At 72.2% G+C, this 19,867-nt stretch carries 12 protein-coding genes and 1 pseudogene; 4 read left to right on the top strand and 9 right to left on the bottom strand.

The window, feature by feature from the left end:
* Position 1: 1 nt before the first annotated feature.
* Together Ade02nite_RS43780 and Ade02nite_RS43775 are read right to left on the bottom strand one after the other, a co-directional pair.
* A complete protein-coding gene (locus Ade02nite_RS43780; RefSeq protein WP_203777088.1) occupies positions 2 to 5,149 on the bottom strand; it encodes a type I polyketide synthase in 5,148 nt (1,715 codons plus the stop codon).
* Positions 5,149 to 6,180 (bottom strand): ketoacyl-ACP synthase III family protein, encoded by a 1,032-nt coding sequence (locus tag Ade02nite_RS43775; RefSeq protein WP_203777086.1) that lies wholly within the window; start codon positions 6,178 to 6,180, stop codon positions 5,149 to 5,151. Before Ade02nite_RS43775 ends, Ade02nite_RS43780 begins: the two co-directional genes overlap by 1 nt.
* A 184-nt stretch (positions 6,181 to 6,364) precedes the next feature.
* On the opposite strand from Ade02nite_RS43775, the gene Ade02nite_RS43770 reads away from it, so the two are divergent.
* Positions 6,365 to 7,111: a thioesterase II family protein gene (locus tag Ade02nite_RS43770; RefSeq protein WP_203777084.1), complete on the top strand. Its 747-nt coding sequence runs from the start codon at positions 6,365 to 6,367 to the stop codon at positions 7,109 to 7,111.
* A gap of 5 nt (positions 7,112 to 7,116) precedes the next feature.
* Here Ade02nite_RS43770 and Ade02nite_RS43765 read toward each other — a convergent pair whose 3' ends face one another.
* Both Ade02nite_RS43765 and Ade02nite_RS43760 read right to left on the bottom strand, forming a co-directional pair.
* The gene (locus Ade02nite_RS43765) at positions 7,117 to 8,094 is read right to left on the bottom strand and encodes an alpha-ketoacid dehydrogenase subunit beta (RefSeq protein ID WP_203777082.1); all 978 of its coding nucleotides are present in this window, start codon (positions 8,092 to 8,094) and stop codon (positions 7,117 to 7,119) included.
* Complete coding sequence (locus tag Ade02nite_RS43760; protein WP_203777080.1) at positions 8,091 to 9,161, bottom strand: thiamine pyrophosphate-dependent enzyme; 1,071 nt, start codon at positions 9,159 to 9,161, stop codon at positions 8,091 to 8,093. The genes Ade02nite_RS43765 and Ade02nite_RS43760 overlap by 4 nt, the downstream gene beginning before the upstream one ends.
* A gap of 410 nt (positions 9,162 to 9,571) precedes the next feature.
* Between Ade02nite_RS43760 and Ade02nite_RS43755 the strand changes: the two genes are divergently transcribed.
* Genes Ade02nite_RS43755 through Ade02nite_RS43745 form a run of 3 tightly spaced genes read left to right on the top strand, consistent with a single transcriptional unit; the run spans position 9,572 to position 13,202 of the window.
* The gene (locus tag Ade02nite_RS43755) at positions 9,572 to 10,786 is read left to right on the top strand and encodes a class I SAM-dependent methyltransferase (RefSeq protein WP_203777078.1); all 1,215 of its coding nucleotides are present in this window, start codon (positions 9,572 to 9,574) and stop codon (positions 10,784 to 10,786) included.
* 26 nt (positions 10,787 to 10,812) lie between these two features.
* A complete protein-coding gene (locus tag Ade02nite_RS43750; protein ID WP_203777076.1) occupies positions 10,813 to 11,814 on the top strand; it encodes a GDP-mannose 4,6-dehydratase in 1,002 nt (333 codons plus the stop codon).
* Positions 11,811 to 13,202 carry a glycosyltransferase gene (locus tag Ade02nite_RS43745; protein ID WP_203777075.1) on the top strand — a complete coding sequence of 464 codons (1,392 nt, stop codon included), beginning with the start codon at positions 11,811 to 11,813 and terminating at the stop codon, positions 13,200 to 13,202. The genes Ade02nite_RS43750 and Ade02nite_RS43745 overlap by 4 nt, the downstream gene beginning before the upstream one ends.
* Before the next feature lie 464 nt (positions 13,203 to 13,666).
* On the opposite strand, the gene Ade02nite_RS43740 is transcribed toward Ade02nite_RS43745, so the two are convergent.
* The 5 genes and pseudogenes from Ade02nite_RS43740 to Ade02nite_RS43720 form a co-directional block, all read right to left on the bottom strand.
* Positions 13,667 to 14,998: a cation:proton antiporter gene (locus tag Ade02nite_RS43740; RefSeq protein ID WP_203777073.1), complete on the bottom strand. Its 1,332-nt coding sequence runs from the start codon at positions 14,996 to 14,998 to the stop codon at positions 13,667 to 13,669.
* A gap of 45 nt (positions 14,999 to 15,043) precedes the next feature.
* On the bottom strand, positions 15,044 to 16,042 hold the full coding sequence (meaB, locus tag Ade02nite_RS43735; RefSeq protein WP_203777071.1) for a methylmalonyl Co-A mutase-associated GTPase MeaB: 999 nt from the start codon (positions 16,040 to 16,042) through the stop codon (positions 15,044 to 15,046).
* Positions 16,039 to 18,183: a methylmalonyl-CoA mutase gene (gene scpA, locus Ade02nite_RS43730; protein ID WP_203777069.1), complete on the bottom strand. Its 2,145-nt coding sequence runs from the start codon at positions 18,181 to 18,183 to the stop codon at positions 16,039 to 16,041. Before scpA ends, meaB begins: the two co-directional genes overlap by 4 nt.
* Positions 18,180 to 19,511: a methylmalonyl-CoA mutase family protein gene (locus Ade02nite_RS43725; protein WP_203777067.1), complete on the bottom strand. Its 1,332-nt coding sequence runs from the start codon at positions 19,509 to 19,511 to the stop codon at positions 18,180 to 18,182. Before Ade02nite_RS43725 ends, scpA begins: the two co-directional genes overlap by 4 nt.
* A pseudogene (locus Ade02nite_RS43720) lies at positions 19,508 to 19,867 on the bottom strand (2-oxoacid:ferredoxin oxidoreductase subunit beta); the annotation flags it as partial. The pseudogene Ade02nite_RS43720 and the gene Ade02nite_RS43725, both read right to left, overlap by 4 nt.

The following is a 19,867-nucleotide window of genomic DNA, read 5'->3' as shown; positions in this document are numbered from 1 at the left end:
GTCAGGCTCCCTTCGCCAGGATCTCGCCGTCCTCGGACCCGGCGCGCGCGGCGAGCAGCAACTCGGTGATGAACCCCGCGATCGCGTCGACCGTGGGCTGCTGCCAGAGCAGCGTCGTGGGCAGGTCGTGCCCGAAGCGCTGCTGGAGCCGCCGCCGGACGACCACCGTCATGACCGAGTCCATGCCCTGCTCGACGAGGGGCCGTCGCCGGTCGAGCTCGCCGGCCGACAGCCGCATCTCGCCGGCGATGAGCCGGTCGGCCTCCTCGGCGACGATCCGGCGCAGCTCGTCCGGCGCCAGGCTGTCGAGGGGGACGGCTCCGGCGCCGCCCGCGTTGGCCGTGCCGTCGGCGGCGGAGACCTCCTCGACGGTCAGGGCCGCGAGCAGCGGTGGCCGCGGCGCGTCGTCGGAGGCCGGGCTCACGACCGCGTACGCGCCGGGGCCGTGGCCGAGCGCATGCCCGGCCGCCTCGAACAGCAGGCTCGGATCCACCGCCGCGGTCCCGGGCAGCTCGCCGGCCGGCCAGCCGATGCTCCACGTCCCCCGGCAGCCGCTCGCCACCCGATGCGCGGTGAGCGAGTCGGCGTACGAGGCGACGGCCGCCCGCGCGTCACCGGGCTCGGGCGACACCCGCGCCTCCAGCGGCACCGCGAAGAGCAGGAGGTCCAGGGCCTGCGGCGGATACGTGGCGTGCAGCGCGTCGATCACCGCGAGGCAGGAGCCGAGGTCCCCGCCGGGCTTGTCCGGCGCCGCGTACACCACACCGCGCACGGGCGGCAGATCCCACGTCTCCGGGACGAGGCTGCCGCGGCGGGCCCACGCGGCCACGTCGGCCGTCGCGGTGAAGACAGCGACGCCGCGCGCCTCCAGCGCCCGGACGGCGGCGATCTCCGGGCGGAGACCCTCGGTGTGATCCCATTCCGCCCGGTGCGGAAGCGCCACGTCGTCGAGCAGGACCAGCCGCCCGGCGCCGAGCTCGGCCAGCCAGTGCGCGGCGGCGACCCCGGCCGGGGTGAAGGCCCCGACGACGGCGTACGTGCTGTCGGCGCGCACCGGGGGCGGTGAGCCGGTGCCGTCGAGGTCCACCCGGGTGAGCCGGGGCACCGCCGGCCCGTCGGCGTCGAGCGCCACCACGTCCTCGTCCGCGGCCCGGTCCAGCGCCTCCAGGAACGCCTCCGCCGCGGACCCGTCCCAGGCCGGCCCGAGGTCGACGGTGCCCACGCGCAAGCCGGGATGCCCGGCTCGCAGGGCACGGATCAGGCCCCAGAGGGGCGCCTGCCGGGTGTGCGCGGCGTGGCTGCTGTCGCGGACGCCGGAGGTGAGGCACCACAGCCGCGGCCGGCGCTCCTCCGGCAGCCGGCAGACGGCCTCGGCCACGGCGTCGAGCTCCTCCCGCGCGCGACGCGTGGCCACGCTCACCGGCCGGACATGGTCGACCGGGCTCACGAGCACCTCGGCCGACGCGTCGAGGCCGGCGGCGAGCGCGCCGAGACTCGCAGCGTCGGGCACCGCGTGACAGGTGACCCCGGCGGCCGACAGCCCGCCCGCCAGCGACGCCAGGGCAGAACCGACCAGCACGACCGTACGGGTCGCCGGGCGGCCGTCGGCAGCGTCCGCCGGCCGCCAGGCGGTCGTGTGCAGCGCCCGGCGCGCGTCCGTCGCCGGCGCCGCGTCGCCGAGCTCGGTGTAGCGCAGGCCGTCGACCCGCGCGATGCGCCGGCCGGCCGGGTCGGCCACGACCGCGTGGGTGAGACCGAGGCGCTCGTCCGCGAGCACGACGGTGACCGTCACGGTCTCCGGTGCGTCGCCGCCGACCGCGATTAGGTCCGCGTCGACGGCCATGCGCAGCAGGGGGGTGCCGGGGAACACCGCCGGCGCGATCGACATGACCGCGTCGAAGGCGACCGCCCAGCTTTGCGCGCCCGTCCGGCCGTGCGGGGCCTTCACCTCCGCGACGATCACTCCGGCGCCGCGCCGCAGCCGCTCCACGGTCCACTCGAAGCCGGTGGCCGGCACACCCACGGTCGCCAGGCGCTCGCGGATCAGGCCCGGATCGGCGAACTCGGCGTCGTCGCCGGTGCCGGGGGCGATCGGGCCCCCGTGCACGTCGACGTCCGTACCGATCTCGGCCTGTGCGTTGATCAGCCAGGTGTCGCCGGCCGGCGACCTCGACGCGAGCCGCAGGGCGCCGCCGTCGCGGACCACCTGGATCTCCCGGTAGTCGTTGGTGATCAGGGGCTGGCGCATCACCAGGCCGTCGAGGTGTGCGGGCCGCCCGTCGGCGCCGGCGCCGGCCGCCATGAACGTGCTCACCAGCACCGAGGCGGGGACGATCTCCACGCCGTTGAGCGCGTGGCTGCCCGGGTACGGCCGGTTGCCGTCGTCGAGCCCGGTGCGCCACACCACCATCGGGCTGCCCGCGATGCTCTGCCTGGTGCCCAGCAGGGTGTAGCTCTCGACGTCGTGGCCACGCTGCCGGGTCTGCGTGCCGTCGCTGGTCTCGCGCCACAGCCGCCGGCGCTGCCACGCGGTGGTGGGCAGGGCGGTCAGAGAGCCGCCGGGTTGCAGGCTGGACCAGTCGACGCCGACGCCTGCGCAGTGGGCCGCCGCCACCGCCGCGAGATAGGTCCGCACCTCCGGGCGGTTACGGCGCAGCGAGATCCCGGTGAACGCCTCGTCCAGTCCCTTCTCGGCCAGTGTCTCGCCCACCGAGTGAGCGATCAGTGGGTGCGCGGACACCTCGAGGAAGGCGTCGAAGCCGTCCTCGGCGGCGGCGCCGACCGCGGCCGCGAGCCGGACCGGCTGACGCAGGTTGGTCGCCCAGTAGTGGCCGTCGCCGGACGGGACGGCGCGCGGGTCGGTCAGCGCCGTGGAGTACATCGGGATCGCCGGCGTGCCGGGGCGCAACCCGGCGCACAGCTCGGTCAGCTCCGCCAGCAGGGGGTCCATGTGCGGGCTGTGGAAGGCGATGCGGGCCGAGACCCGGCGGGCCTGGATGCCCTCGTCCGGCCAGGTGTCCAGCACCTCCTGCACCGCCCGCAGGTCACCGGCGAGCACGGTGGACACGGGCGAGGCGGCGATCGCCGGCGACAGGTCGGCCCGGCCGGCGAGCCGCTGCGCCGCCTGGTCGAACGAGAGCGAGACCATCACCATGTCGCCCTTGCCCTCGGCCCGGGTGAGCAGGCGGGAGCGCCAGCACGACACTCGGGCGCCCTCCTCGAGAGTCAGCAGGCCGCAGGTCACGGCGGCGGCGACCTCGCCCATCGAGTGCCCGATGACGGCGTCGGGGGTGACCCCACGGCCGCGCCACATGGCGGCGAGGCCCACCTGCATCGCGAAGATCATCGGCTGGATGCGGTCGACCGTCTCGAACGTGCCGCTGCGGATGAGCTCGCGGGCGGTGAACCCGCTCTCGGCGGCGAACACCGGATCGAGCACGTCGATCACCTTGGCGAACTCGGGCTCGGCCTCCAGCAGCTCCCGGCCCATGCCGCTCCAGTGCGAGCCGTGGCCGGAGAAGACCCAGACGAGCCCCCGGCCCTGGCGGGGCCGCACGACGTCCGTGACGACGCCGTCGGCCGGCCGGTCCGCGGCCAGCAGGCGCAGGCCGGCGACCAGCTCCTCGCGCCCACCGGCGACGATGCCGGCCCGGTGCGACTGGTGGGTGCGGTGGTGGGCCAGCGTGCGGCCGACCGCGGCGAGCGGCACCTCCGTGCGGCCGCCGACGTGCTCGGCCAGCTCGGCCGCGGCCTGGCGCAACGCCGCGCCGCCGGCGGCCGACAGCGGATAGAGCCGGACCTCGTCGTCGTCCCGCGGGGCGGGGCCGGCGGCGCGCTGCGGTGCCTGCTCCATGACGAGGTGCGCGACCGTGCCGCCGTAGCCGAAGCCGGAGACACCGGCCCGGCGCGGATGCGCCCGGCGCGGCCACTGCGCGGCCGACTCCGCGAGACGCAGCCCCGAGTCGGCCCACGGGATCTCCGGGTTGAGCTCGGTGTGCAGCAGGCTGGCCGGCACGACCGCGTTCTGCAGGGCGAGCGTGGTCTTGATGACGCTGGCGACGCCCGCGGCGCCCTCCAGGTGACCGATGTTGGACTTCACCGAGCCGACGAGGCAGGGGTCGCCGCCGGCGCGCCGCGCGCCGTAGACGGCGCTGATCGCGCTCGCCTCCATCGGGTCGCCGAGGCGCGTGCCGGTGCCGTGCGCCTCGACGTAGTCGACGGTGGCCGGGTCGACGCCGGCCTGCTCGCAGGCGCGGATCATGACGTGCTCCTGCGCCGCCCCGCACGGGGCCATGATGCCGTTGGTGTGGCCGTCCTGGTTCACGGCGCTGCCCCGGATCACCGCGAGCACCCGGTCGCCGTCGCGCTCGGCGTCCGAGAGCAGCTTCAGAACGACGACGCCGCATCCTTCGCCGCGGCCGTATCCGTCCGCGCTCGCGTCGAACGGCTTCGAGCGGCCGTCGGGCGCGAGCGCGCCGGCGGCGCCGAGGGTCAGCGACTGGCCCGGCGAGGCGATCAGGTTGACCCCGGCCGCGATCGCCACCGTGCTCTCGGCGAGGCGCAGGCTCTGGCAGGCGAGATGCACGGCCACCAGCGAGGCGGAGCAGGCGGTGTCCACCGCGATGCTCGGGCCCCGCAGGTCGAGCACGTGCGAGATCCGGTTGGCGGTTCCGCAGCTGGCCGCGCCGATGCCGGTCCACGCCTCGATGCCGGGCAGGTCCTCCAGCAACCGGCTGCCGTAGTCGCCGCTGCACAGCCCGACGAAGACACCGGCGTCGGTCCCGGCGAGGGTGCCGGGCACGATGCCGGCGTGCTCCAGCGCCTCCCAGGTGACCTCGAGCAGGATCCGCTGCTGGGGGTCCATGAGCTCGGCCTCGCGCGGGGTGATGCCGAAGAACTCGGTGTCGAACTCCTCGATGCCGGAGATGAAGTTGCCGCGCGCGATGGCCCGCCTCATGGCCGAGGTGAACTCGGCGCCGTGGGCCGCGTACGGCGCCCACCGCTCCCACGGGACGTCGCCGACGGTGCTGCGCTGCTCGACGAGCAGGTCCCAGAACTGTTCCGGCCCGTAGACGTCACCGGGCAGGCGACAGCCGAGACCGACAACGGCGATCGGTTCGGCCGTGCGAAGGTCGGCTGCGTTCGTCATCAGGCCCCCTCCGGCGTACCCAGGATCTTGATCACGGCGCAGGCCAGGTTGATCCCCGGCCCGGTGCCGAGCAGCAGCATGTGCTGGCCCGGCCGCAGCTGCCCGCTGTCCACGAAGTGCTTGAGCGACAGGACGTGGTCGCTGGCCCCGCAGTGGCCGATGGTCCGGCCGTACTCCCACGACGACTTGGACATCGGCAGGCCGAGCGGCGCCATGCACCGCTGCTCGACCACCTCGCGGGAGTAGTTCATGAACGCCACCCGGTCGAGGTCGGCGAACTCGAGGCCGCACTCGGCGACCGTGTCCGCCACCGTGCTGATCATGAGCTCCTGCGCCCTGGCGAGCGCGGCCATCCCGGCGCTGCGGGCCACCACCTGCTGCTGGAAGCGGCCGGCGAAGCTGAGTGACCGGCCGACGGTGGCGGTCGGCGGGAACAGCGGCTCGCCGCCCCGGTGCAGCTCCTCGGCCTCGGGCACGGTCACCGACGACATTGCGAGCAGCTGGGCGTAGCCGGGGTCCTTGGTCAGGACGAGAGCGGAGCCGGCGTCGCCGGCCACGGTGCCCGGGTTCATCCGCCAGCGGTCCATCATGGGCGTGCCGTAGTTGTCCGCCGCGACCAGCAGGGCATGGCGGCGGTGCTCCTCCGCCCGCAGGTGGCTGACCGCGAGCAGCATGGCGCTGAACATGCCGTTGCACCCTTGGCGGATCTCCACCGCGGGAACCTCTCCCCCGGTCAGATGGCGTTGCAGGTACGCGTGCGGCAGCCACCCGTCCGGCCCCTGATGCCAGGTGCTGGCATAGATCATCAGACTCAGCTCGCTCGCCGGCCGGCCGAACTGCTTGACCGCCTCCTGGGCCGCACGCAGGGCCATCTCCGGCGCGGGCAGGTCGCCGGCGACCGCGGCGCCGCCGAGCTGGTGGATCTCCACGTCCTCCGCCGGGTAGAGGCCGTCGCCGACCGCCTCCTGCACGGTCACCGTCGGCGGCAGGAAAGCGCCTATCCCGCCGATATAAACGTCTGGTGTGCGCACGAATACGCCTCCTCGGGCAATGCAATTCGACGGGAATAAGCCGCTGGGAGGAAACGTACGAGCAGGGCCGATCGGCGCAACACCCCTAAGCTCACGAACCACCGGCCTTCTAGGGGTGGCCACCGCCGCGACGAGCGGATAGGAATGGTACGGCAAACAAGAAGCCGAGCGGAAAGCGCGCCTAATGACCGAGGAAGAGAGTCTCTGGATTCGCCGGTTCCACCAGTCTCCCGAGGCGAAGATCCGGCTTTTCTGCCTACCCCATGCCGGCGGCTCGGCCAGCTATTTCTTCCCGATGTCGCGAAGGCTGACGCCGGCCGTGGAGGTGCTGCCGGTGCAGTATCCCGGCCGTCAGGACCGCCGGTTCGAGCGCTGCGTCGATAATTTGCACGAGCTGGCCGACCTCGTGTTCGAGGCGATCCGCGGCCTCGCCGACCGGCCCGTCGCGTTCTTCGGGCACAGCATGGGAGCGGCGCTGGCCTTCGAGGTCTCCCTTCGGATGGAGGCGAAGCTCGGCGTCAGCCCCCGGCACCTCATCGTCTCCGGCCGCCGGGCGCCGTCGACGTCCCGCGTCGAACAGGTGCACCTGCGCGACGACAGCGGCATCGTGGCGGAGCTGCGCGATCTCAGCGGCACCGCGGACGACATGCTCGGCGACACCGACATCCTGCGCATGATCCTGCCCGCCATCCGGGCCGACTACCGGGCGATCGAGACGTACCAAGGCCGGCCGGACGACGCGGTCCAGGCGCCGATCACCGTGCTCACCGGCGACACCGACCCACGGGTGTCGCTCGCCGAGGCACACGAGTGGCGCTCGCACACGACCGGCACGTCGGAGGTCCTGGTCTTTCCGGGCGGGCACTTCTATCTCAACGACTGCCGCAACGATGTGAACGGCATCGTGGCCCGCATCCTCGCCGAGTCCTGACCGCGTCAGTACGCGAGCGACGCGTCGATCGCCTCCAGGATCCGGTCGGCGTCCGGAAGATAGATCTCCTCCGCCCGCGCCGGCGGGTACGGGATGTTGTACCCGCCGACGCGCAGCACCGGGGCCTCCATCTCGAAGTAGCAGTGCTCGGTGAGCAACGCCGAGATCTCCGCACCCAGGCCGAGCGTCGTCGGTGCCTCGTGCACGACGACCGCCCGGCGTGTGCGGCGGACCGAGGCGAGCACCGCGGGCAGGTCGAGCGGTGCCAGCGACCGGAGGTCCACGACCTCGATCGACCTGCCCTCCTCCTCGGCGATCTGCGCGGCGGCGAGCGCGGGACGGACCATGGAGCCGTACGTCACCAGCGTGAGATCGCTGCCGCCGCGGACGGTCCGGGCGGAGTGCAACGCGGGAGCGGCGGACAGCGGGGCCTGTTCGTCGACCTCCGCCTTGTCCCAGTAGCGGCACTTGGGCTCATAGAAGATCACGGGGTCGTCGCCGGCCACCGCCTGCTGGATCATCGTGTACCCGTCGGACGGCGTGGCGCAGGTGACGACGCGCAGCCCGGCGGTGTGCACGAAATACGACTCGTTCGACTCGCTGTGGTGCTCCACCGCGCCGATGCCGCCGCTGCCCGGGATCCGGATCACCACCGGAAGAGCGAGCCGGCCCGCGGACCGTGCCCGCATCTTGGCGAGCTGGCTGACGATCTGGTCGAACGCCGGATAGACGAACCCGTCGAACTGGATCTCGCAGACCGGCCGGTATCCGCGCAGCGCCAGGCCGACGGCGGTGCCCACGATGCCGGACTCGGCGAGCGGAGTGTCCATGACGCGGTCCGCCCCGAAGTCCTTCTGCAGGCCGCTGGTCACCCGGAAGACGCCGCCGAGCCGGCCGACGTCCTCGCCCATCACCACGACCCGGGGATCGCTGGTCATCGCGGCCCGCAGGCCCCGGTTCAGTGCCTGCCCCAGCGTGATCATCGGCCCGCCGCCGCGACCGGTCCGGGACCGTCGGCGAAGCTCGCCCGGTAGGCGCTCATGGCCTCACGTTCCCGGCGCAACAGCGGCGGCTCCTGAGCGAAGGTGTGCCGGAACGTCTCCTCCAGCGCCGGGTCGGGCAGCGCGAGGCACGCGGCCCGCGTCTGTTCCGCCAGCTTGCGCGCCTCCTCGTCCAGCTGCTGGAAATACTGCTCGCCGGCCCAGCCCCGCGTGCGCAGCAGGGTGTCCAGGCGGCTGACGGGGTCCCGCTCGCGCCAGAGGTCCACCTCGGCCTCCGACCGGTAGATCCGTGGGTCGTCCGAGGTGCTGTGGCCGGCGACGCGATAGGTGAGCGCCTCGATCAGGGCCGGCGGGCCTCCCGCGCGCACCCGGTCGGAGGCCTTCGCGGTCACGGCGTGCACGGCCAGCGCGTCGTTGCCGTCCACGAAGTAGGTGTCCAGGCCGAAACCGGCGGCCCGCAGGTGCAGGGGCGCGCCCATCTGCTGCGCCGTGGCGGTGGAGATGGCCCACTGGTTGTTCTGGCAGAAGAACACGATCGGCGCGTTGGTGACCACCGCCCAGTTCAGCGCCTCGTTCACGTCACCCTGGCTGCTGGCGCCGTCGCCGAAGTAGGCGAGCACCATCTCGGGCGCGCCGTCGAGCCGCACCCCGAGCGCGTAGCCGGTGGCGTGCAGCGTCTGCGCGCCGAGGACGAGGCTGTAGATGTGGAAGCGGTATCGGGCCGGGTCCCATCCACTGTGGGCGATTCCCCGCCACTGCGCCAGGAGCTCCGCGGGGCTGATGCCACGGCACAGCGCCGCCGCGTGCTCGCGATAGCTGGGGAACACGTGGTCGTGCGCGGCGATCGCCCGGATCGAGCCGACCTGCGCCGCCTCCTGGCCGAGCGCCATCAGCCAGAGGCCGAGCTCGCCCTGCCGCTGCAACGCGAGCGCCTCCTCGTCGAACCGGCGGGCGAGGACCATGTCCCGGAACAGGTCGCGGCAGAGCGCCGGGGTGACGTCGAGGGGGAACCGAGGATCCGCCCGCAGTGTCCCGTCGGGAGCCAGCATCTGGATCACATTCGCCTCACGTTTCTCGAGTGAACGCCCACGGTCGCGGTACGCCGGTCGCCCCGGGGGTGGACGGCCGGCGTACCCGTACCGCGAAGCGGAGCTCATGGCTCTCGACCTCGCGGCGATGACGGCCCGCCGGCGATGACCGGCGATTCGTCATCGGCGGCGGCCCGGCGTGTGACCGGAGCCCGCCGTCCGCACAGCGGACCGGGTGTCGCCGAATGGCGCGGCGGCGGAACGGAAATGGGCAGAATGGATATCCACATATGGGCTTACCCCGAACGACGATACTGCGCGGCCCGGCGCGCATAACCCCTAAAGGGACCCTTACTTCAACGGCCCGCCCCTAGGCTCCGGACTCATTTAGGGGTTCCGGTGGCCGCTCGTGCCCGATGAATATGGGCGGCATGACCATGAACTGTCAGATCTGCTCCAGCGAGGAGCTCATACACGTCGCCTCTCTCGGGCATCATGCCCTGCCGGACGTCTTTGTGACACCGGACGAGGCGGCCGAGCCGTTCACCGTCTACCCGCTCGACTTCTACGTCTGCGGGAAATGCTGGCTGGCCCAGATCGGCTACCGCGTCGATCCCGCGCTGCTCTTCCGGGACTTCGTCTACACAACGGAATCGAACCCGGCCTCGAAGCCGCACTTCGAGAGGCTCGTCAAGTCCCTCGTCGAGCGTTTCCAGCTCGGCCGGCAGGATCTCGCGGTCGATCTCGCGAGCAATGACGGGACTCTGCTCGAGCAGTACGGCGAAGACGTGCGAGTCCTCGGCGTGGACCCCTCGTCGACCACCAGCCGGGCGATCGCCAAGGGACTGCCCACCATCGTCGACTTCTTCACCGAGGCCACCGCCAAGCAGATCCTGGCGACCTATCAGCCGGCCAAGGTGATCACCACGATGAACGCGTTCGCGCACATCAAGGAACTCGACGCCTTCATGGACGGGGTCGTGACGCTGCTGGCCGAGGACGGCGTCTTCGTGACCGAGTCCCACCATCTTCAGAACGTCATCGCCAAGATGCAGTACGACCTCATCCACCATGAGCATCTGCGGTTCTACTCCCTGAAGCCGCTGATGGTGCTCTTCGACCGCTACGGCCTCGAGATCTTCGACGTGGAGGAGACCGAGACCCAGGGCGGCTCCATCCTGGTCTATGCGGGCCGGGCCGGCGTCCGCCCGGTCTCCGCGAACGTCGGGAGGCTGCTCGCGCAGGAAACCGCCGCCGGGCTCTATGCGATCGACACGTACGAGGCGTGGGCGGCCCGGCTGGTCCAGTCGAAGCAGCGGCTCATGTCCCTGCTGTACGAGCTCAAATCGCAAGGCGCGAGCATCGCCGGGATCGGGGCGTCCGCCAAGGGCAACACCATCGTCAACTACTGCGGAATCCGGCCGGACGTGCTCGATTACATCACCGATGGGTCCGAGCTGAAGCAGGGGAAACTCGCCCCCGGCTCACTGATCCCGGTGACCGCCGATCAGGAATTGCTCGACCGGCAGCCGGAATACGCGCTCGTGCTGACCTCGAACCTGAAGGACATCATCATCCGGAAATTGCGGGGCAAGGGATACCAGGGCAAGTTCATCGTCACCGGCGACGTGCCCTCTGTCGAGTAAGAGGCGAAAGTCCTGAAGGGATCATCATGAAGAGGGCTCTCATCACCGGGGTCGCCGGGCAGGACGGCAGCTACCTGTCGGAACTCCTGCTCTCCAAGGGTTACGAGGTCTGGGGCATCGTCCGCCGCAACTCCGTTCCGGAGCATCAAAGCTCCAGGATCGGCTCGCTCGGCGGACTGCACCTCGAATACGGGGACCTGCTCGACAGCGCGTCGCTGGAACGCTGCATGCGGCTGGCGGCGCCGGACGAGATCTACAACCTCGCGTCCCAGAGCCACGTCCGGATCAGCTTCGACATCCCGCAGTTCACGGTCCAGGCGAACGCCATGGGCCTGCTGAACCTGCTCGAGGTCTATCGGAAGGTCGCCCCGGAGGCGCGCTTCTACCAGGCGAGCTCGTCGGAGATGTTCGGCAACTCGGTGGACCCGGACGGTTTCCAGCGCGAGACGACGCCCCTGAACCCGGTCAGCCCGTACGGGTGCTCCAAGGTGTTCGGCTACAACATGGTCCGCAACTATCGCGAGAGCTTCGACCTCTTCGCGGTCAACGGAATCCTGTTCAACCACGAGAGCCCGAGACGCGGGTCGAACTTCGTCACCAACAAGGTGGTGAAGACGGCCGTTCAGATCAAGCACAAGATCGCCAAGCAACTGGTGCTCGGCAATCTCGACTCGTATCGGGACTGGGGCCACTCGAAGGACTACGTGCGCGGCATGCACATGATCGTCAATCACGACTCGCCGGGCGACTTCGTGATCGCCACCGGGCAGACTCACTCCGTACGAGAGCTTTGCGAGTACGTCTTCGGCAAGCTCGGGATGGACTACCGGGAATATGTCGTGCAGGACCCGAAGTTCATGCGCCCCTCCGAGCTCACCTATCTCCGAGGCGACTCGTCGCTGTTCCGCGAGACGTTCGGATGGGAGCCGGAATACACCTTCGAGGCGCTGCTCGACGAGATGATCGAGCACTGGGAGTCGGTCACCGTGGGGCCGATGGCCGGCTCGTACACCGGGCTCCCTCGGTGACACGGGAGCGGGTTCCCCGGATCCTGCTGGCATCGCTGCCGAGCACCGGGCTGATCAACCCGTTGCTGGAGATCGCGGGAGAGCTGAACGAGCGTGGCGCCGCCGATCTGTGGTTCGCCTCCACCGAGGAGGGGCGCGGCCACGTCGAGCGGATCCCGGGGCGGAACACGGTGCGCTTCGTGTCGCTCGGCCACTACAAGGCCGAGCTGGACCCGAGCCGATGGGACGACGCGACGCTCGCGTCGATGAGCTCCCCGTCGCGGCTGCGCAACATCGCGGCCTTCATCGACAAGAACATCGATCACGAGTACACCGCGCAGCAGTACGAGCGAGCCCTCCAGGAGTTCGCTCGCGTCCGGCCCGACGTGGCCCTCATCGACCTGTGCACCCCCTGGGCGATCGACGCCGCCATCAAACTCGGCGTGCCGTACGTGCTGAGCGTGCCGGCGCCGATCAGCGGCGTGTACCTGGACCGGCTGCCGTGGAGCTTCCCCACGCCGTTCTCGGGGCTCCCGCTGCGCATGAGCCGCCGCCAGCAGCTGTCGAACGTGCTGTTCCGGCTGGGGGCGATGGCGGCGTACGCCCGCCCCCGGAACCTGCTGCCCACGCTGGCCGCGACGCGCCGGCGCAGGAAGGCCGGCATCGCCAACGCCGCGGCCGTGCCGTCCCGGTACGCCGATGCCGCCGCCGCCGTCCTGGTCTTCTCCGTCTTCGGGCTCGAATACCCGTTCCCGTCGGCCCCGGATCACCTGCACATGGTGGGCACCCTGATGCCGGAGACCACCACGCCGGGATCCGGCGACCCCGAGATCGACGCCTGGCTCGAGTCGTACGCCTCGGTCGTCTACATCGGTTTCGGCACGGTCATGCGCCCCACCCAGGAGCTGGTGGACGCCGTCGTGGCGGCGTGCGCCCGCCTCGGCCCGGACGTCGGTGTGCTGTGGAAGGTGTCCCGGGCGGCCGGCGCTGTCCTTCCGGACCTGTTTCCCGACCCCCTCCCCGGCAACCTGAAGGTCGTGAGCTGGGTGCCCTCGCAGCTGGGCCTGCTGGCGCATCCCCGGGTGCGCGTGTTCTTCGGCCACGGCGGCGGCAACGCGGTGAACGAGGGCCTGGTGTTCGGCAAACCGCTGCTGATCCTGCCCTTCTGGATGGACTGCCACGACCTGGCGGCCCGCGTCGTCGAGGCCGGCGTCGGCCTGTCGATCTCCGCACCGGACGCGGACCAGATCGTCGGCAAGCTGCGCCGGCTGCTCGACGAGGACGGTTTCCGCGAACGGGCGGAACAGTTGGGCCGCTCCCTGAAGGAAGCCGGCGGCGTGTCACGAGCGGCGGACGTGCTGCTGTCCTGCGCGCCAAGCCCGGAAACGGTCGCGCCGCTCCACCGCTGAGGTCGCGCTGGGTTGTCACCGGTCGGTGGACAGCCCCTCGCGCACGGCCCATGCCTCGGTCGCGGCACGAACGGCGTCCTCGTCAGTGCCGTGAACGCCTTGCCCGTCGCCGCCGGGCAGGCTGCCGTCGTCGCACGGCACGCTTCATCCGGACCACATTCATGCCGGGGCCGACGACGTCACGCTGCTGGGGCGCCGGGTTCGGGATCTCACGAGCCACTGCCTACCGCTATCTTCGCCGAAGGCATCAGCGTCCTCACCGCCCACGCCCCGGATTCGCACGAAGCGCCGCGCCGGCAAGGCGAACGCGGCTTCGCCCTCCTCGCCGGCCGCTGGAAAACGCTGCGACACACCACCATAAGCCCACGCCGGATCGGCGACATCGTCGCCGCAGCGCTCCATCTCAGCCACTTCGAATATCGATACCTGCGCGAAGCTCGCTGAGATCACCTCAGTAGGCGGCATTAACGAGACCATGGTGGGGTTGTCGTCCGGCCCGTTCTCATCGAGGGAACGGAATGGCCGGAGCTGTGGGCCGCGGGGTCCTGGTCGGTGGGCGACGTGCTCTGTGTGCGGCCCGAGCGGATCAGCGGGCCGGCCAGCGCGGTGGTGATCAGGGCCATGAGCACCATCATCGTGAACATCTGGCCGTCGAGCACGCCGAGCTGGAGGCCGACGCTCAGCACCACGAGCTCGGTCAGGCCGCGCGTGTTGACGAGGATGCCGAGGGTGCCGGCGTCGCGCCAGGACATGCCGAAGGACACCGCGGGCACGATCGCGCCGATCAGCTTGCCGCAGGTGGCGATCAGGACGATCGCGGCGAGCTCGAGGAGGTTCGCGCCGGTCAGCCCGCCGATGTCGACGCCGAGGCCGGTGACGATGAAGAACACCGGGAGCAGCACCACGCTCACGTGCTCCAACGGCCGGCGCACCCGTTCGCCGAGCTCGGGCGCTGGGTCGCGGGGCATGACGAGGCCGACGCAGAACGCGCCGAAGATGGCGTGCAACCCGATCCAGGTGGTGACGTACGCCGCCAGGAACACCAGGGCGACCACCGCCACCAGCAGGTACGTCGTGGCGTGGCGCCGGGTCAGGAAGACCAGGAACGGGCGTACGACGGTCCGCAGCACCACGAGGAAGACCGCCAGCAGGATCAGCATGCGGATCAGGTCGAACGGTCCGCTCGCGGTGACGATCGCCGTCACCACCGCCAGCAGGCACCAGGCCAGCACGTCGTCGATCGCCGCGCTGATCAGGGCGATGCTGCCCACCCGCGTGCCGGTGAGGCGCCGCTCGGCGAGGATGCGCGCCAGGACCGGGAAGGCGGTGATCGACATGGCGACGCCGAGGAAGAGCGCGAACTCCGTGAAGCCGACCCGGTCGGCGCCGACCGTGTCGTGGCGGTGGTACAGCAGCGTCGCCAGCGCGACGCCCAGGCCGAACGAGACCGCGATCGAGCCGATCGACACGGCGGCGGCGGTGCCGCGGTGGCTGCGCAGCTGGGCGGGGTTGAACTCCCAGCCGATCAGGAACATGAACAGCGCCAGGCCGATCTGGGCGACGGTGGACAGGAACGGCCGGGCCTCGGCCGGGAAGAGCCACGCTGTCGGGTTGCCGGGCAGCAGCCCGAGCAGGCTGGGCCCGAGCGCGACCCCCGCGAGGATCTCCCCGATCACCGCCGGCTGGCGTAGCCGCCTCACCCATCGGCCCAGCAGGGTGCCGGCCACCAGCACCAGCGCGATGTCGAGCAGCACCGTGGCGATCAGCAGTTCGGAGTGGCTTGCCGGTGACCCCATCGACGCCTCAGCCCTTCCGCCGGCGGACGTCAGGATCGATGCGGTTCATTGTTCCTCCCGGTTGTCGTGGCTGTCGCTGAGGAAGGCCCGCACGAGCCGGCGGGCGGCGTCCGACGCGGTCGCCGAGCCGTCGGCCACCCGCGCGCCGAGCGCCGCGGCGCGGGCGGCGGTGCGCGCATCGGTGGTGAAGGCGTCCGCGAGCATGGCGTGGGCGCTCGACCACATCGCCTGGACGTCCTGCTCACCGCGACGGCGGGTCAGCTCCCCGGAGGCGGTGCGGTCGCGGAACCGGTCGGCGATGTGCTCCCACAGTTCGGCGACGCCGGTGCCCTCGGCGGCGCTGCACGTCATCACCCGTGGGGCCGGGCGGTCCGCGCCGGCCGGCAGCAGGTGCAGGGCGGCCGACAGCTCACGCGCGGTGTTCCTGCCCGCCGTGACGCGCGGGCCGTCCGCCTTGTTGACGACCACGACGTCGGCGAACTCCAGCGTTCCCATCTTGATGCCCTGCAGCTGGTCGCCCGCGCCGATCAGGGCGAGCAGGACGAAGGTGTCGACCATCGTGGCCACGGCGGCCTCGGTCTGTCCCACCCCGACGGTCTCGACCAGGACCACGTCGTATCCGGCCGCCTCCACCACGGTGATGGCCGCGCGGGTGGCCGGGCCGGTCCCGCCGCGGGCGCCGGCCGAGGGCGAGGCGCGCACGTACGCGCCGGGCCGGCCGGCCAGCCGGCTCATCCGGGTCGCGTCGCCGAGGATGCTGCCGCCGGTGCGCTCCGAGGACGGGTCGACGGCCAGCACGGCGACCCGGTGCTTGCGGTCGGTCAGCAGCGAGCCGAGGGCGTCGATGAGGGTGGACTTGCCGGCTCCGGGCACCCCCGAGATGCCGATGCGGTGGGCGTTCCCGGCGTACGGCGCCAGCCTCGCCAGCAGCGCCCGGGCCGCCGCACGGTCGGCCGGAGCGGTCGACTCGACCAGGGTGATCGCCCGGCCGAGGTCGGCCCGCGACCCGGCGGTCACCCCGGCCGCGCAGTCGTCGAGGTTCATCCGGCGGGCTCCGCGGGCGTGGCCTCGCCGAGCAGCGACAGGAGCCGCACGGCCATCGCGGCGATGGCCGTGCCGGGTCCGAAGACCTCCGCCGCCCCGGACTCGCGCAGGGCCGCGTGGTCGCCGGGCGGCACGACGCCGCCGACGACGATCCGGATGTCGGCACGGCCGAGGGATGCCAGTTCGCGGCGCAGCTCGGGCACGAGCGTGAGGTGGCCGCCGGCCAGCGAGCTCAGCCCGACCACGTGGACGTCCGCATCGACCGCCTGCAGCGCGACCTCGGCCGGTGTCTGGAACAGGGCGCCCACGTCGACGTCGAAGCCCAGGTCGGCGAGGGCGGTGGCGACCACCTTCTGGCCCCGGTCGTGTCCGTCCTGCCCGGCCTTCGCGACGAGGATGCGGGGTTGCCGGCCGTTGCGGGCCGCGAACGCGGTCACCTCGGCGCGCGCCCTCCGGACGGCGTCGTCGTCGCCGGCCTCGCGGTGGTAGACCCCGCCGACGATGCGTGGGGTGGCCGCGTACCGGCCGAAGACCCGCTCGACGGCGGCCGACATCTCCCCCACCGTCGCGCCGGCCCGGGCCGCGGCCACGGCGCGGTCGAGGAGGTTGCCGGCGCCGGTCGGCTCTCCGGCCGCCGCCGTGAGCCCGGCCAGCGCGGCGGAGCAGGCCGCCTCGTCGCGCTCGGCCCGCAACCGGCGCAGCCGCTCCCGCTGCGCGCGGCGTACCGCCCGATTGTCGATCTTGAGGACGTCGACCGGCCGTTCGCCGCCGGCCCGGTGAAGGTTGAGGCCGACGACCGGCCGCCGGCCGGAGTCGATGCGCGCCTGGGTGAGCGCCGCCGCCTCCTCGATGCGCGCCTTCGGCAGGCCCTGGGCGATGGCCCGGGCCATCCCGCCCGCCTCCTCGATCTCGGCGAGGTGGACGCGCGCCCGCGCGCACAGGTCGGCGGTGAGCCGCTCGACGTAGGCGCTGCCGCCCCACGGGTCCACGACCCGCTGGATCCCGGTCTCGTGACGCAGCACCAGCTGCGTGTCCCTGGCAATGCGCGCGGAGTCGTCGGTCGGCAGGGCGAGCGCCTCGTCGAAGGCGTTCGTGTGCAGCGACTGGGTGTGTCCCTGGGTGGCGGCCATCGCCTCGACGCAGGTGCGCACCACGTTGTTGAGCACGTCCTGCGCGGTGAGCGACCATCCGGAGGTCTGGGTGTGCGCGCGGAGGCTCATCGAGCGTGCGTCCTCGGCGCCGAGCCCGCGGACCGTCTCGGCCCAGAGCAGCCGCGCCGCCCGCTGCTTGGCGACCTCCATGAAGAAGTCCATGCCGGCGGCCCAGAAGAACGAGAGCCGGGGCGCCACGCGGTCGATGCCGAGCCCGGCGGCGCGGGCGGCGCGCAGGTATTCGATGCCGTCGGCGATGGTGTACGCCAGCTCGAGATCGGCGGGTGCGCCGGCCTCGTGCATGTGGTAGCCGGAGATGGAGATGGAGTTGAACCGGGGCATCCGCGCCGAGGTGTAGGCGAAGATGTCGGCGACGATCCGCATCGACGGGCCGGGCGGATAGATGTAGGTGTTGCGCACCATGAACTCTTTGAGGATGTCGTTCTGGATCGTGCCGGTGAGCTTCTCCGGCGGCACGCCCTGCTCCTCCGCGGCGACGATGTAGAGCGCGAGCACCGGCAGCACCGCGCCGTTCATCGTCATCGAGACGCTGGTCCGGTCGAGCGGGATGCCGTCGAACAGCACCCGCATGTCGAGCAGGGAGTCGATCGCCACCCCGGCCATACCCACGTCCGCGGCGGCCCGGGGGTGGTCGGAGTCGTAGCCGCGGTGGGTGGGCAGATCGAAGGCGATCGAGAGACCGGTCTGCCCGGCCGCGAGGTTGCGCCGGTAGAAGGCGTTCGACTCCTCGGCGGTGGAGAACCCCGCATATTGCCGGACGGTCCACGGTTGCGTGGTGTACATGGTCGGATACGGTCCCCGGCGGTACGGCGGCACGCCCGGCAGGCCGCCGAGGTCGAGGCCGGCCACGTCGGCGGCGGTGTAGTACGGCGCCACGTCGATGCCCTCCGGGGTGGGCAGCGGTTCCCCGGCCGAGGCGCGGGCCGGCGCGGGCGTGCCGAGGTCGACCCGGGCGAAGTCGGGGATCATCGCGCGGCTCCCACCTGGCCGGGCAGGTCGCCGAGCTCCTCGGCGTAGCGCCGCCGTGGCAGGCCGGCACCGGCGAGCTCGGTCACGCCGACCACCGTGCGCCGCTGGTGGCGCAGGTCCGCCCGGCGTCGCCGGGCGGTCGCCGCGAGCCGTTCACCGATCATGCCGTCGGCCAGCGACGCGGCCATGCCGCCGTTGACCTCGATCTTCTGGAACCACTCCCACGCCGACACGGCCAGATCGCGGGTCAGCCGCTCCGCGTACCAGGAGCCGGCTGCCGGATCGTGCACGCGCGCGGCGTGCGCCTCGACCCGCAGGATGGCGTGGGTGTTGCGGGCCAGGCGGCGCGCCTCGGGGGACGGCCGGCCGAGCGCCGCGTCGTAGGGCAGGACGGTCACCGCGTCGGCGCCGCCGGCCACCGCGGCGAACGCGGCCGAGGTCGCCCGGGCGACGTTGTTCAGCGGCGCCCGCACGGTCATCGCCGCCCACGAGGTGACCGCGTGCTGACGCTGGCGGGCCGACGGCACGCCGCACGTCTCGGCGACCCGGGCCCACAGGAGGCGGGCGGCGCGGAGCTTGGCCAGCGACAGGAATTGGTCGGGCCCGACGGCGTACCGGAACTCGATCTGGTCGAAGGCCGCCCCGACGGACAGGCCCGCGCCGGTGAGCGCGCGCAGGTAGGCGACCGCCGTGGCCAGGGCGCAGGCCAGCTCCTCGGCGTCACCACCGCCCGCCTCGTGGTAGGCGGTGGCGTCCACGGTCATCGCGCGGAGGCGGCCGGGGTGGCCGGCGGCGCATCGCACGGCGAGCAGGGCCGGCGCCGTCAGGTCCGGTGTGGATCCGGTGCGGGCGCTGATCCCCAGCGGGTCGGCGCCGAGATTGCCGCGCGGCGCGGGCACCTCCGCGGCGAACAGCGCGGCGGCGGCTTCCTCGGTGTGCCGGCCGGCGTCCAGGACGAGCGCCGCCCGGTCGTACGGAAAGGTCGCCAGGATCTCCGGCAGGGCGGCGGGCTCCGTACCGGTGAGCCAGATCGATCCGGCGCCGCCGGCCAGGTCGTCCGCGACGGCGTCGCGCAGCTCCTCCGGGTCCGAGCCGTCGTGCTGCTGGCGGACGTCCCAGTCCCGGCCGTCGCGCGCGGCGAGCTCCGGCGCCGGCGGGCCGCAGACGTGCAGCGGCGCGATCTCGATACCGTCGTCCGTGGTGGTCGTCAGGAGCCGCTCGGCGTCGGCTTCCGTGCTGTCCGGCCCGGCACGTCCCGCCTTGCGGAGCGCGGCGAGCGCCAGGGCACGCCAGGCGTGCAGGTCGCCGGAGCGTTCTTCGACTGTCATGGCATGCTCCGGATCATCCAGGTGTCCGCGTTGGTCAGGAGGTCGGCGAGCATCTCGTCGGGGGTGCCGCCGGCCGGCTGCTGGGGCAGCAGTTCGTCGTAGGTGGGCCGGCGCACGTCACGGAACACGCCGATCGGCGTGGTGCCCAGGTCGGAGCCGGAGAGGCGGGTCAGGGCGAACGCGTACGCGGGGTCTTCCCTGGTGGCGTCGTGGATGATGGGCTTTCCGCCTTCCTCGACCGCGAGGCCGAAAGCGCCCTCGGGGTGAGTCACCGCGAACTGGCCTCGCGTGCCGAAGGTCACCGGCTGGCCGTGTTCCAGGCGGATCAGGTGGTCGTCGCGGCTGCTCGCGTCTTT

The organism is Paractinoplanes deccanensis, from assembly GCF_016862115.1.
GTDB classification, from domain to species: Bacteria; Actinomycetota; Actinomycetes; order Mycobacteriales; family Micromonosporaceae; genus Actinoplanes; species Actinoplanes deccanensis.
The sequence above is the reverse complement of the archived record's forward strand: the minus strand, read 5'-3'. Positions and strand labels throughout refer to the sequence as shown.